General features: G+C 71.9%; 10 protein-coding genes. 2 read left to right on the plus strand and 8 right to left on the minus strand.

The window, feature by feature from the left end; translation table 11 throughout:
• The 8 genes from SMIR_RS06430 to SMIR_RS06465 form a co-directional block, all read right to left on the minus strand.
• Positions 1-549 (minus strand): Pycsar system effector family protein, encoded by a 549-nt coding sequence (locus SMIR_RS06430; RefSeq protein WP_168496923.1) that lies wholly within the window; start codon positions 547-549, stop codon positions 1-3.
• Entirely contained in the window at positions 546-1,643 is a 1,098-nt protein-coding gene (locus SMIR_RS06435; RefSeq protein WP_248003188.1) for a hypothetical protein, read from the minus strand. Before SMIR_RS06435 ends, SMIR_RS06430 begins: the two co-directional genes overlap by 4 nt.
• Positions 1,636-4,158 (minus strand): amino acid adenylation domain-containing protein, encoded by a 2,523-nt coding sequence (locus SMIR_RS06440; RefSeq protein WP_168496921.1) that lies wholly within the window; start codon positions 4,156-4,158, stop codon positions 1,636-1,638. The genes SMIR_RS06435 and SMIR_RS06440 overlap by 8 nt, the downstream gene beginning before the upstream one ends.
• A gap of 5 nt (positions 4,159-4,163) precedes the next feature.
• Entirely contained in the window at positions 4,164-5,018 is an 855-nt protein-coding gene (locus SMIR_RS06445) for a hypothetical protein (protein ID WP_168496919.1), read from the minus strand.
• Between the two features lie 113 nt (positions 5,019-5,131).
• Positions 5,132-5,842: a Crp/Fnr family transcriptional regulator gene (locus tag SMIR_RS06450; RefSeq protein ID WP_212728319.1), complete on the minus strand. Its 711-nt coding sequence runs from the start codon at positions 5,840-5,842 to the stop codon at positions 5,132-5,134.
• Positions 5,843-6,254: 412 nt separating this feature from the next.
• On the minus strand, positions 6,255-7,778 hold the full coding sequence (locus tag SMIR_RS06455; protein ID WP_168496918.1) for a cellulose-binding domain-containing protein: 1,524 nt from the start codon (positions 7,776-7,778) through the stop codon (positions 6,255-6,257).
• Between the two features lie 280 nt (positions 7,779-8,058).
• Complete coding sequence (locus tag SMIR_RS06460; RefSeq protein ID WP_168496916.1) at positions 8,059-9,405, minus strand: radical SAM protein; 1,347 nt, start codon at positions 9,403-9,405, stop codon at positions 8,059-8,061.
• Between the two features lie 673 nt (positions 9,406-10,078).
• Positions 10,079-11,086 carry a hydroxyacid dehydrogenase gene (locus SMIR_RS06465; RefSeq protein ID WP_212726731.1) on the minus strand — a complete coding sequence of 336 codons (1,008 nt, stop codon included), beginning with the start codon at positions 11,084-11,086 and terminating at the stop codon, positions 10,079-10,081.
• Between the two features lie 217 nt (positions 11,087-11,303).
• On the opposite strand from SMIR_RS06465, the gene SMIR_RS06470 reads away from it, so the two are divergent.
• The gene (locus SMIR_RS06470) at positions 11,304-12,554 is read left to right on the plus strand and encodes an FAD-binding protein (protein WP_168496912.1); all 1,251 of its coding nucleotides are present in this window, start codon (positions 11,304-11,306) and stop codon (positions 12,552-12,554) included.
• 271 nt (positions 12,555-12,825) lie between these two features.
• Positions 12,826-14,073 carry an ROK family transcriptional regulator gene (locus SMIR_RS06475; RefSeq protein WP_212726732.1) on the plus strand — a complete coding sequence of 416 codons (1,248 nt, stop codon included), beginning with the start codon at positions 12,826-12,828 and terminating at the stop codon, positions 14,071-14,073.
• Positions 14,074-14,240: the final 167 nt, after the last annotated feature.

Here is a 14,240-nt window from a genome sequence, read left to right on the forward strand (position 1 = left end):
TCAGCGGGCGGTCAGGCTCCAGGCCAGGGCCAGCGCCGTCGAAGGGGCGAGCGAGCCCACTCCCCAGCGGATGGCCCGGTACTTGGCGGACAGGATCGAGCTGACGTCCACGGCCTGGACGAGCAGCCATCCGGCGGGATCGCGTCCGGCGTCGGTGACGTCGGCGGACAGCCCCGCGAGGTCGCGGGGGGCCAGCAGGTCGCCGAAGTACGTCACCCCGTCCCGGCCACGGACCGTGCGGGTGCGCGGCATGAGCGCCCCGACCAGCGCGGTCACCGCGACCACCCAGAGCACGCTCGCGAGGATCAGCGTCACGTCGGCGAGCCCGCGCCAGTCGGGCGGGCCGTGCCGCCCGATCAGGAACGCGGGCAGCGCCAGCGTTCCCGAGAGCAGTACGGCCGCCTTCGCGTCGGCGCGGCCGAGGTCCTCCCTGACCGTGCTCAGCAGTCGTTCGGCGATGCGCTCCCCCCGGTCGGACCCGTGCGGACCCCCGTCCGGCACGGGCCCGACCGGGTCGGAGGAGGTGCGCGCCGGGCCGTCGCCGGTCACCGGTCCTCCTCCGCCCAGGACCATCCGTCGTCCCGGGAGCGTGCGCGGCGGCGCGGCGGTTCGGGTTCGGCGTCCTGGGGGTCGCCTGGGTAGGGTTCTCTCGCGCGGGGCCCCCGATCCGCCCGGGAGGGCGGTTCGTCCGCCACCCAGTCCGGGGTGAACGGCTCGTCGGCGGCCGGAGCCAGCTGCGGGGTCTCGCGGCGGGCGGGCAGCGAGCCGATGGGCCCCTGGAGGGGGTGGCGGCCCTGGTTGAGGAGGTTCAGGGCCTGTGTCTCCATGTCGTTGGACTGGATCTGGCCGCTGGCGACCATGGCGAAGAGCCGGTCGACGCGTTCCTTCTCGTCCTGCCGCCCCTCCTGGCGGATCTTCTCCAGGAAGTCCTTGGCCGCCTCGGGCTCGGCCGCCAGCATGTAGCTGAGCTGTTCCAGCTCGCCGCCCTGCAGCATCTTGCGGAACGCGGCCTGATGCACCCGGGTCACCTCGGCCGAGGCGTGCGCGTCCCGGATGCCGTCCATGTGCTCGATCGTCCGGTCGTCCACCCGCAGGCGGACGTACAGCCGCACCCGCAGACCGAGTTCGGTGCCCAGCTCGGCCCAGCGTCCGCCTGCACACTCCAGCGTGATGGCGCGGTCGGCCTGTTCGGCCTGGGTCACCCGGTAGGCCGAGGACACCTCGCGCAGTCGCTCCAGCACCGGGGCGGTGAGCCGCTGGGCGACGTCGGTGACGACCTCGGTGGCGGCCAGATGGGGATCGGTCACCGTCCAGTGGATGTCCACCTCGGCCTTGAAGAAGGTGGTGCCGCCGGCGGCCGGCAGCTCCATCTGAAGCGTCGTCACGTAGGTGCCGAGCGCGATCTCGCAGACGGTGTACGGCCGGGCCAGCGCCCTCTTGTCGACGTGCCGGACACCGGAGACGGTGACCACGCTGTAGCCGCCGTTGCGGTAGAACATCACCGAGGCCTTCTGGGCGCTCACCTGCGGGAATCCGCCCGTCGGCGCGTACTCCCGCAGGAAGGGACCCGCGGGCCCCGCGGCCGCCTTCCGCGCCCTCAGCCGCTCCCTCGCCTTCGCCCTCGCGTCCTGGTCCTCAGCCATGGCTGTCCTCCTCGCCCGTCCTCTCCTTCGGCGGGACGGCGAGCCACCACAGGGAGCGCGCCTGCGCGTCGGGGAGCGGATTCTCCGGATCGTTCATCATTCGGCGCAGCAGCCAGTCCAGCCGCCGTCGGTCGTTCTGCTCGGTCGCCAGCGCGGGCAGCAGCGCCGCCAGCCCCGGCCGGGTCCCTTCGGCACCGTCCCTGCGCACCGCCGAACGCAGCAGGGACTCCAGCGCGTCCAGGGCCACGTCCTTCGAGCGCGCCGTGTTCAGCGCGGTCCACATCAAGTCGGCCATGGGGAGCACGAGTTCGGGGCGGGTGACGGCGAGGGCGAGCGGCAGCGGCCAGTCGGCGCGGTCGGCCAACGGGGAGTCGGGCTCGTCGGACAGCACCTCGTCCACCGAGGTCAGGGCGAGCCGCACGGAGGTGACCAGACCGAGGTCCTGGTACGCCTCGCGCTTGTGGTGGGTCCAGTCGGCCATCCGCCGCAGCACCTTGGCACCGTCCGGGAGCGCCAGCAGCCGCACGGCGTTGAACGAGGCGACCGCCAGCTGGTCCCCGTCGTCGCGGACCCCGATCCGGGCCAGGGCGTCCAGGGCGTCTTCCGTCGTGTCCGCGGCGTTCCCGTAACCCAGCGCCATCGCCGCGGTCCAGCGCAGCGACTTCGTCCCGTACCTGCTCCAGTCGTCGACCAGCTTGCGCACCGCCTTGCGGTGCGACGCGTGACCGGCCGCCTGGTCAAGGGTGGTGGCCGCGAAGATTCTGCGGCGGGGCGTGGCCGCCTCGGCGAGCGGCCGGATCAGTTCCGCGTATCCGTGGTCGAAGTCCCGTGCGCACAGCTCCCCGGCGGCCACCGCGGCGCGCATCCACACCTGGGGGCGGGGATCGTCCGCGAGCAGCCGCAGCCAGCGCACGATCGGTGCCCGGACGGGGAAGTGCCGGTCCCAGATCTCCGTCAGCACCGCCGAAGGCAGGGCGGAGCCCCGGTACCAGATCAGCCGGGCCGGAACCTCGGTCCCGGCCACCTCGAGCCGGCCGTCGGTCAGTTCGGCGCGCGAGAGGGCGAGATCGGCTTCCGGGTCGTCGCAGAACAGCGGGCGGGCCGGGGTGTGGTCCGGATCGCACTGTACGGACAGTTCCCAGGTCAGCAGATGGGCGGCGGCGGCCACGGCGCTGTGCGAGGCGCCGCCCAGTACGGCGAGCGCGATACGGAACGCCACCGGGTGGAACAGGGCCGCCGTACCCGGCCGTCCCGCGCCGCCCTCCGGCTCGGCGGGCGGCGCCGTCAGCGCCCGGTCCACTCCGGCGAACCACTCCTGGGCCTGGTCGGCGGCGAGGCTGCGGCATCCGGCCAGCAACTCGTCCCGGGAGACCTCCCCCAGCTGGTTCCCGGCCAGCAGCGAGGCGAGCAACTCGGCCTCGGCGGGGCGCAGATCCTCCAGCCCGACCGCGTCCTTGACGTCCCGGCGGACCGCCAGTTCCTCCGCCCCTGCGAGCAGGTCCTCCAGCCGGACACCGGCGTCCGGGGCGGCGGCGACATGCTCCTCCAGCCGCTCCCGTAACCGGGTGGTGAGCAGCTCCTGGGTGGGCGCGGGAGGGCAGAGTTTGCCGTACCGCCCGGCCAGCAGCGGGTTGGCCGCCGACCCGACCGTGACGACGACCACCGCGTACGAATCGCACCGGGCCAGGACCGCGGCGAGCCCGTCGAGGTCCATCTCGTCCGGCGGCAGCGCAACGGGCCCGGTGAGGGAGAGCTCCAGCAGGTACCCGGTGCCGCGCCGCGCCTCCTCGCCCTCGCCGGCCAGGGAACCCGCCAGCTTCCTCACCCCACCGTCCGGGTCGACCCGGCGCACCCGGGATCCGGCCCCGGGCTCGGTGCCCGTGGCGTCCGCCGCGGGGCCGGTGACCTCGTCGAGGAGCGAGAGTGCGGTGCTGGTGCGTCCGGTGCCGGGGGCGGCGACGAGCACCAGCAGCCGACGGGTGCCGAGGGCCTTGCGCAGCTGTACGTATCCCCGCGGTTCCACATGGACGCGGCGGAGCCTGCGCAGTTCCTCGTCGGGCACGGGTCCGCTGCGCATCCCCGCACCGGAGTGGCGGGCATCCATCCGCAGGTGGATGTCGCCGATATGGGCGCTCTGGAAGAACGAGCGGTCGAAGCTGTTCAGGTCCCGGCCGGTGTCGAACAGCATCCGGGTGGCCCGGCGGGCCCGTGAGGCGGCGGCGAGGTCGGTGGTCCCGTCCTCGCCCTGCTCCTCGGCGAGGGGGTCGCGGGTGTGCTCCTTGAACCGCCCCGCGGCGCGCTCGCGTTCCTCCTCCTGCTTCTTCTCCTGGTCCTTCTTGACGTCGCCCTCTTCCGGGGCGTCGTTCCCGGCGGCACCCTCGTCGCCGCCGGCCTTGCCCTCGTCGGCACGGGGCGGGTCGTTCCTGGCCTTCCCGTCGGCCTCGGGCGAACGGGCGTCGGCCCCCTTCTGGGGTGCGGGCTCGGCGGCGCCGCCCGCCTGCTGATCGTCGGTCACCGCGATCAGCCCTTCCGTCGGCCGGCGTCGCCGGTGATCCGCCCGATGTGCACGGGCTGCTGGTAGACGTTGTCGCTGTGCTGCGACATGTCGCCGTGGACGGTGTACCGGGCACCGGGGCCGTCGGCCCGGTCCTCGCCGTCGGCGCCATGGGCGTCATCGACGTGATCGCTACCCCGGGCGTCATCGACGTCATCGGCACCCCGGGCGTCATCGACGTCATCGACACGGTCGGCGTCTGGTGCTGCCGGTGCGGTGGTGGGGATCTCGGGAGCGGGTCGGCCGGGAAGGTGGAACCAGGCGGTGACCTCGCCCTCCTTGAGCTCCAGGCGGGCGGAGGAGTAGTGCGCGGGCTCGATGAACTTGCCGCCGCTGCTGACCACGTCCTCGTAGAGCGACTGGGAGGTCACCAGCACGAGGTCGGCCCGCTCGGCGTCCAGCAGCCGCCGGGCAAGCGGCGAGTCGGCCAGCCGGCACGCGAGGTCGACCGCGCGCCCGCTGATGCCCCGGCCGTCGTGCCGGACAGGCCCGACGTGCATGCCCACCCGAAGCCCGAGGGGGACGCGCAGGCCGCGGTTCTCGTCCCGCAGATTCTCGTGCACCTCGACCATCCACAGGCCGAGCAGCCGGGTCACCGCGATCCGGCCGGCCACCGACAGCAGCACACCGTCGCCGCGGTCCTCCATGTGTACGGCGTCCCGCGCCACCTTGGCGTGGGTGAATGCCGCTTCCAGCACCCGGTAGATCCGCTCGCGCATGCGCTGTTTGTCGACGTCGTCGTACTCCCCGGAACGCCGGGCGTCGACGCTGATCACCAACTCGTAGCGTGCTTCGGTGAGATCCATCGCGTCGTGGTCCACCCCGTGCCCCCTTGTTCTCTCCACTTGCCGTCCCTCTCAGCGTCGGGCCCGGGACGAAGGCCGTCTGTAGCCGTTTACACACGACGAGGCGTGGGTTACGACAAGGCGTGGGTCTACTCCTGATGACCGTCCGCGAGGAGGGCGAGCAGCTCAGGGTCGAGGATCTCCACCATCCGGTTGCCGGTGCGCACGACGTGCTGGGTGCGCAGCAGCTTCAGTGCCTTGGCGACGGCTTCCCGGGGGGCTCCGATGGTGGCGGCCAGTTCGTCCTGGGCCAGCTGGACGACGGTGCCCGTGTGCGTGACGCCCGGTACGGCCGGGTTGTAGGGGCCGGAGGGCTCGGCTCTCGACAGTTCGGTGAGCCGGCTGGCCAGCCGCTGCAGCACGGTGAGCGAGGCGAGCGCGGACCGCTCCTGGTCGGCGCTGCGCAGCCGGAAGGTGAGCTGGCGTATCACCAGACCGCTGACGCGGGGGTGCAGGGCGAGGAAACGGCGGAACGCGTCCCCGGATATGACCTGGGTCTCGGTCGGACCCAGCGCGCGCACGGTGGCGCTGCGGGGATGCGGGTCCAGGGCGGCCATCTCGCCGAGCAGTTCACCGGGACCCCGCAGTCCGAGTATCAGCCGGGTGGCACCCCGGTCCGTCACCACGGAAACGGTCACCCAGCCCTGAATGATGATCAGGACGTGACTGGACCGGTCACCTTCCGTCAGAAGATGGGCATCGGCCGCGTAGTGCTTCCGGCTGCCGAGCGCCATCACGCTCTCGCGCTCCTGAGCGGTCAGAGCGCGCGCGAAAGCCAGCTCATTGCCGAGCAGTCCCATGGCCACGCCCCCCGCCGCAATCATGCCGCCTGACTTTTCAGAGGCGTTGATGGTGGCAGAGCGAAGCATTGAGGCGAGTGAATTACGCCAGATCGGCAGTACTGGTCGGTAAGTGCCGAAGTGCCAGGTGGGTCGCCCGGGGGGACCGTCCCCCGTGACGCCCCCACCACCGGTGACCGCGGCCGAACCGTCCGCCCCGACTCCCGCCCCACCGACGACCTTGAGGTCAGGACCGGCGCTCGAACGGCCGGCCCCGTCGATGAGGGGACCGGCCAGGGCGGCGGACTTGGCGAAAAATCAGGTTTCCGCCGCCGGAGGGGTGCTGGCGAGGTGGTGACGGGGTGAGGGGACGGTGTCTGCTTCTTCGCGCGTCACACCGGCTCTTCGCGCGTCACACCGGTCGGCCGGATGCTCAGCCGGCGGCCTGGCAACTGGCCGTGTTGAGGGTGAAGTTGCGCGCGGGCGAGTTGGAGCCGGTCCAGGAACCGAGGAAGCCGAAGGTGAAGGTGCCGTTCGCGGCGACGGTCTTGTTGTAGTCCGCGGCGGTGGCCGTGACGTGGGAGTCGTTCTGGGTGAAGGTGCCGTCCCACATCTGGCCCACGCGCTGGCCGTCCTTGAAGGACCAGCCGAGGCTCCAGGTGGCGAGGGCCTTGGTGGAGGTGACGGTGACGGTGGCCTGGAAGCCGTCCGGCCACTCGCTGACGATCTCGTACTTCACCCGGCAGTCGGGCGAGGCGCTCTTCGTGGAGCCCTTCGTCCCGCCCTGCTTCCCGGCCGGCGACGAGGACTCGCCCTGGGCCTCCGGATCGGAGTTGCCCGCCGGACGCGAGGTCGAGTCCGCCACCGAGGGCGAGCCGGCCGACCTCGACCCTGACCCTGACCCCGATTCCGACACTGACCCCGATTCCGACCCCGAGGGGAAGGAGGGGCCCGGGTCCGCCACGGACTGCCCGTCCGTCGACTCGCCCTGCGCGGCGCTCACGCCGCCGCCCTTCGAGCCGCCGAAGGGCATCAGCGAGACCGTGAGGGCCAGTGCGGACACGAGGACCGCCGTGACCAGGATCCCGGTCCGGCCGATCCGGGGCCGGACCGGCTTGCCCTCGTTCAGCCCCGTGTCCACCGCCGCGTCCGTGCGTCCGCCGATCATGCCGGCCTCGGCGGCCCGGCGCCGTCGTTCGAGATACGCGAGGCCGCCCCAGCCGATCACACCGCTGGAGAGCGCCGCGGGCAGCCCGCCGCCGTGCAGCCGCAGACAGGCGGCGGCCTCCGCGCACTCGACGCAGCGCGCCAGGTGCCGGGAGAGGTCCTCGGGTGTCTCGGCGGTGGGAGAGCGGGTGACCGCGTCGAGGAGCCGCGCGTAGCTGCGGCAGTAGGCGTCCATCGGCGTGTCGATGTGGTTGCGGTGGCAGCGGTCCCGGAACAGCGCCCGCACCTGGGCGAGTTCGGAGGACGCGGCCGCCGGATCGAGACCGAGCCGCCGGGCCACCGCGGACAGCGGCAGCGACTCGACCTCGGCCAGCCACAGCAGAACGGCGTCCGGCTCCTGCATGTCCCTGAGGCCGCGCAGCGCGAGCGGGCGGTGCAGCGGCGGTCCGATGTAGCGGGCGGCCTTGTCGGAGTGGAGCCACAGGCGCAGGTCGGGGTCGAGCCGATGGCCGAACCCGTTCGTCTCCCAGGCGCCGGCCACGGTGCGGACCGAGGCCAGCAGCAGCGGAATGCGGGGCAGCCTGAGCGCCCTGCGTCCGGTACCGGTAGTCTTCGATGCCGCGGTGGCGGCGCGCAGTTCGTCGATGCCGTGCGTGAACGCCTCGGTCGCCAGCAGCGTGGCCGCGGCCGAACCGGACGTGCACAGATCGGCGTAGGACAGGACCGCGTCCCAGCACTCCGAGAGCAGCGCGGCCTCGGCGGCGTTCTGGGGGGTCGGCAGGTCGGGCATGGGGGGCTCCTGCATCAACTGCTTCCAGGTGCAACGTCTAGAAACGTCTGAACAACGTGATCGTCAACTCACTCTCTGTACAAGGGAGTTGAGGCCGTCTCAACGACGGGGCCCGAGCCTTTCACGCTTTCCACACAACTGACAAGCGAGGTATTCAATTAGCGTGGCAAGCGGTTGCGGCGCCGTTCGTCAGAGCGCGCGCAGCCTCCCTCCCGCCGTATGGAAGGTGATACGGAAGGGAGGCCGATACGTCTCGATCGCCCTCGACTTTTAAGAGGTTCTACGGAACCTTCGGTCCGTCCGCTTCCACCACCGCGGGTTCCCGCGCCGGGAGGCTGTCCATGAAGGAGCTCACCGAGAAGACCGCGTGGCCGGGTCCGGGCGGGCCGTATCCGGGCGGGGAGGACAGCCCGAAGTCCTCCATGGTCGAACGGTAGGCCTCCAGCAGCCGGATGTGGTACTCCAGCGGCGCGCCCTGGGGGTTGGCCTTGCCGAGCGGGGTCGTGGGCTCCGGGCACCAGGTGGTGAAGCGGGGCGTGATGCCGTGCGACATGAAGAAACGCAGCCCCTCGGTGGTGGAGGCGATGGCCTCGTCGACGGTCGTGAAGCCGAACGGCTCCGCCATCTCCACGCCCGCCACGAAGTTGGGGATCACGTTGCGCGCGCCGAAGACCTCCGCGGAGTCGAGGATGCGCTTGTGCCACTCGTCGCGGCCGACGTAACGCTCCTTGCCCGGGCAGTACAGCTCGAAGAGCCGCCGGTCCCACACCTCGTAGTTGGGGTGGTAGATCTGCACCCCGTAGTCCTTGAACCGCTGTACGTCGTCGCGCGGCAGCGCCTGCGCGACGACCTTGCCGATCCAGCGCCCCGGGAAGCGCTCCTCGATGGCCTTGGCGTAGTGCCCGTAGAAGTCGGCCTCGTCGCGCCCCTGCAGCTTCGAGGTGATCGCGCCGCCGGTCAGGGTGTACGCGGTGGAGACCTTCGCCGTGTCGTACCGGTCGATGATCTCCAGGGCTTCGAGGACCTCCTCGACGTCCTTCACCCCGGTGTACGGGCGCCCCGCCGCCTTGTGCTGGCGCCAGTTGTGGTTGATGTCGCAGTACTGGCACTCCTCCTTGGCACCGAAGTACTGGCAGACCCGGAAGACGGTGAGGTAGATCAGATAACCCCACTGGATAGTGGGAGCGACCTCCATCACGGACTTCCCGTTGGAGAGCGTGTGCCGGTAGTACTCGGGCATCGGCGGCACGCCGACGTCGGCGATGCGCTTCCCGTCGAGGTAGAGCCCGAGCATCCCCTCCTCGTCGGCGGCGACGCGGTAGGGCGAGGCGGGGTTGACCCGCACGGAGACGACCGTCCGCCGCAGGTCGTACGGCCCGCCCGTGAGGATGATCTCCTCGGGCGGGCGGCGCAGCGCGGCCTCGCCGAGCTCGGGCAGGGTGCCGTGGTCGAAGGAGAAGATGAAGTACGACTTCGGCTTGACGTCACCGTCCTCGTTGTCGGAGAGCGCCGACTCGTCGAAGGCCACACCTCCGCGAAGCAGGTCCTCCTTGAAGACGGCCTCCCGCGGTACGTGCGGGAACCGTTCCATCAGATCCTCGACCAACGCGGTGCGGCTGCCGACCATCCCGTTCTCCTCGCTCCCGACCCGTTCTCGACTCGTTCAAGTCTCCGTGCTCGACTCCTCACGGTATGCCCCTGCCTGCGCGTCACCCGTGCCGGGTCCCCTCGCGGCGCGCGATGCACAAAGGAGGAGCCACGTCCGGCGGCAGCGCGGGGTCCGGGGCGCAGCCCCGGGCCGAGTCCAGGGCGCAGCCCTCAGCGCAGGTCCAGGGGGCTGGTCCAGGGGGCTGGTCCAGGGGGCTGGTCCGGGGCAGAGCTCCGAGAGCCCGTCCGAGGACGAGCCCGAGAGCGGACTCGGGGCGGAGCCCCGGGTTGAGGTCGGGGGCGCAGCCCCGAGAACAGGCCCGGAGCGCAGCCCCCGGCGGGGTCCCACGGGTGCAGCCCCGGCCGGGGGTTGGGGGCGCAGCCCCAACTGGGGGCCGGGGGCGCAGCCCCGAACGGGGTCCCACGGGCGCAGCCCCGGGCAGGGGTTGGGGCGCAGCCCCGAGCGGGGGTTGAGGCGCAGCCGCAGACGAGGTCCCACGGGCAGAGCCGCGAGCGGGGGCCGGGGGCTCAGCCCCCGGGGGATGGGACGGGTAGGGGCGGCGGGGGCGAGAAAAACCCGGCGTCCGCGTCACACCCCGTTCCAACACCCCCACATCCACGTCACACCCCGTTCCAACACCCCCACATCCACGTCACGCCCCCCGTTCCAGCACCCCCACATCCACCCCGAACTCCACCCCCTCCCCCGCAGCGACCCGCTCCGCCTCCGAGAGGACCGTGAGGCCCAGGCGGGTGAGTTCGTTGCCCTGGGAGCCGGCGAGGTGGGGGGTGATGAAGGCGTTGGAGAGGTCGTAGAGAGGGGAATCGGGCGGCAGCGGCTCGGGGTCGGTGACGTCGAGGATCGCGCTCAGTCGCTCGGCCCGCAGCTCCTCGATCAGCGTGTCATGGTCGACGAGTGAACCCCGCGCGGTGTTGATGAGAACCGACCCGGTCGGCATCAGACCGAGCTCGCGGCGGCCGAGCAGGTGCCGGGTCGCGGGCGTCTGAGGGGCGTGGACGGTGACGACGTCGCTGGTGGCGAGCAGGTCGTCGAGCGGGAGGAGCGGAACCCCCAGCTCGGCCGCCCCGGCCTCGTCGACGTACGGGTCGGTGAGACTCACCCTCAGATCGAAGGGGCGCAACAGTTCGATCACGCGGCGGCCGATGCGGGACGCACCGATGACACCCACGCGGCGGCCGTAGTTGCCGATGCCGGGAACGAGGGCCCAGCCGGGCAGGGACCGCCGCGCGCGCAGGCGGTCGCGGTGGCCGAAGAGGTCCTTGCCGGCGAGAAGGATCATGGCGAGGGTGTACTCGGCCACGGGCAGCGCGTTGGCATCGGCGGCCGAGGACACCAGGAGGCCGCGGTCCCAGACCGCCGGTGTGGTGAAACCCTTCACCGAGCCCGCGGAGTGCAGCACGGCACGCAGTTTCGGCGCCGCGTCCAGCGTGGCCACATCCAGCCGCGGGCAGCCCCAGCCGGTGATCAGGATCTCCGTCCCGCCGAGCGCCTCGCGGACACGCGGTTCCGAGAAGTCCTCGGCCACCAGCACGGGATCGATGTCCACGACCTCGCGCAGTCGGGCCATGACCTCGGGCGGAAAGATCTGCGGCACGTTCTCGGCGGACATGGCGAACATCGCCACGGGACGCTCGGGCAAGGAGTCAACCCTCCGGCTCGGTGACTACGGACGCGGCGACGGCAAGCGCTCTCTACCGTAACCGTTGGGTGTCGCCGCGCGACAGAGGCCGTGGGTGGGACCGCCACGCTGAGCGTGGCCAGGGCCGGAACACCGGACCGACGGACTCCCGAGGTAGTTTCCAGCAGTGGCCACCGCACGGCCGCGCACGGCGACTTCCCGGGGAGGGACGACAGGGATGACAGAGACCCTGACCAACTGGGCCGGCAACATCACGTACACCGCCGAGGAACTGCACCGCCCGCACACGCACGACGCCCTCGCGGCGCTCGTCGCGCAGAGCGCACGCCTCCGCGTCCTCGGCAGCGGGCACTCGTTCAACAAGATCGCCGAGCCCGGCGACGACGGCGTACTGGTCTCGCTCACCGCGCTGCCCCCGACCGTGGACGTCGACTCGACCGCCCGTACGGTACGGGTCGCGGGCGGCGTCCGGTACGCCGAACTCGCCCGCCAGGTGCACGAACACGGGTTCGCCCTGCACAACATGGCCTCCCTCCCGCACATCTCCGTGGCGGGCTCGGTGGCGACCGGCACCCACGGCTCAGGCGTCACGAACGGCTCCCTCGCCTCCGCCGTGCGCGAGGTCGAGATCGTCACGGCGGACGGCTCGACCGTCACGATCGGCCGCGACGACACCCGCTTCGACGGCGCCGTGACCTCCCTCGGCGCACTCGGTGTCGTCACCGCCCTCACCCTCGACCTGGAACCGGACTTCGAGGTGAGCCAGCACGTCTTCACCGAACTTCCCCTCGCGGGGCTCGACTTCGAGAAGGTGGCGGCGACGGCGTACAGCGTGAGTCTCTTCACCGACTGGGCAAGTCCGGGCTTTCGGCAGGTGTGGCTCAAGCGCCGCACCGACCAGCCGCTGCCCGACTTCCCCTGGGCCGCGCCCGCCACCGAGGCGATGCACCCCGTGCCGGGCATGCCCGCCGAGAACTGCACCCAGCAGTTCGGAGTGCCCGGACCGTGGCACGAGCGACTGCCGCACTTCCGGGCGGAGTTCACCCCGAGCAGCGGGGCCGAACTGCAGTCGGAGTACCTGCTGCCGCGCCCGCACGCGCTCGCGGCACTGCACGCCCTCGACGCGATCCGCGAGCACATCGCGCCGCTGCTCCAGATCTGCGAGGTACGCACCGTGGCCGCCGACCGGCAGTGGCTGAGCCCCGCCTACGGTCGGGACACCGTGGCCCTGCACTTCACCTGGGTCGAGGACACGGCGGCCGTCCTGCCGGTGGTGCGTCGGGTCGAGGGGGCGTTGGAGCCGTTCGATCCCCGGCCGCACTGGGGCAAGGTGTTCACCACGCCCGGGGAGGTGCTGCGCGGGCGCTACCCGCGGCTGGACGACTTCAGGGCCCTGGCCGAAACCATGGACCCGGCGGGCAAGTTCACCAATCGCTTCGTGCGGGACTTTGTTCAGCCCCTTTCCTAACCCCTTGTCGAACCTCCTCGCCAGGCCATAGCCTTGCGGCGCGCCGGGACCGCCCAGGGCCTGTCCGGCGGATCAGGTCGCAGGAAACGGGCGGTGCCTCATCGACGCTGGCGAGTGGGGCTTGGTGCGTGCAGCTGCAAGGCGGAGGAGGGCGTCGACGCGAAGCGTCGGCAACCGACGACAACGCCGCGGATGTGCGTGCCAAGCCCCACGTCTGCGGCATGATCCGCCGGACAGGCCCTAGCCCCGCTGTGCGGTACGGAGGACCGAGGTGGCCAAGCAGGCGAAGCGGACGTCGCGCGACATCCGCACCGCGAACCGCTATGAGGTGCTGCGTCAGATCATCGCCGCGTCCCCCACCTCACGACAGGAGTTGGCGGCGGCCACCGGGCTGAGCCTGGCCACGGTCGCCACGCTCGTCGGTGAACTGCTCGACCTCGGGATGCTGACCGAGGTCGGGTTCGAGGACTCCGCGGGGGGCCGCCCCCGGGGACTCGTGGCCGTCAACGCGTCGGGAGGCGCGTTGATCGGCGTCGACATCGCGGAGACGTACGTCCGCGTGGAGCTGTTCGACCTCGCGCTGAACGTGCTCGCCCGCGCCGCCGAGGACATGCGCCCCGGCGAGAGCCGCCCGGAGCAGGTCGTCGGGCATGTCGCCGCGGCCGTCGGCTCGGTGGTCACGCAGGCCGGGATCGAGGGCGCGCGCGTCCTGGGCGTCGGGGTCAGCGTGCCGGGCCAGGTGGACCGCGACACCGGCATCTCCGAGTACGCGCCGAACTGGGACTGGCACGACGTGCCGCTGCTCGACCTGCTGGCCGAGCACATCGCCTACCCCCTCTACCTCGACAACCCGCTGCGCGCCTGCGCGGTCGCCGAGCTGTGGTTCGGCGCGGCCCGCGGTCGCGGGGACGCCGTCGTCGTCAACCTGGGCACGGGGGTCGGCGCCGGGCTCGCGCTCGGCGGCGGGCTGCACCGCGGGGTGAGCAACAGCGCGGGCGAATGGGGCCATACGACGCTGGTCCTTGACGGGCGGCCGTGCCACTGCGGCAACCACGGCTGTGTGGAGACGTACGTCGGCGCGCCCGGAATCATGCGGAACCTGCGGGAGTCGAGCCCGGACAGCCCGCTGCTGCATCCAGACGACCAGACCGCCACCATCGACGCCCTGTCCCGCGGGGTCGCCGCCGGCGACCCGGCGGCGCTCCAAGTCGTCCGGGACACCGCCCGCTATCTCGGCGCGAGCATCGCGGACCTGATCAACCTCCTCAACCCCGAAGTCGTCGTGCTCAGCAGCTGGGTGGCCGCCACGCTCGGCGAGCCGCTCCTGCGCGAGGTGCGCGAGGCCGTCGCCCGGCACGCGCTGCGGCGGCCGCTGGCCGCCACCGAGATCGTCCTCTCCCCCATCCCCACCGACCCGGTCTGCCTGGGCGCCGCGACCTTCGCCCTGGAGGGCGCCCTGAACTCGGTGGGCCACAAGCCCGCCGGCAGCAGGAGCATCGCGCGCCGCACCGCCCTCTAGGGGGCCGTGGGCCGACGGGCCGACGGTCCGCCAACTCGCCCTGCGCACACCTCTGTTCGACCCACCGAACCGCAGACAACGCTTCGAACAGACTTCGTCCAACCCCTTGCCGAAGCCTTAACAGAAGGTTAGCGTCCCGCACCGCACAGCGATTTCGAGCCGCAGCC

The organism is Streptomyces mirabilis (genome assembly GCF_018310535.1).
In the GTDB taxonomy this organism is placed as follows: domain Bacteria; phylum Actinomycetota; class Actinomycetes; order Streptomycetales; family Streptomycetaceae; genus Streptomyces.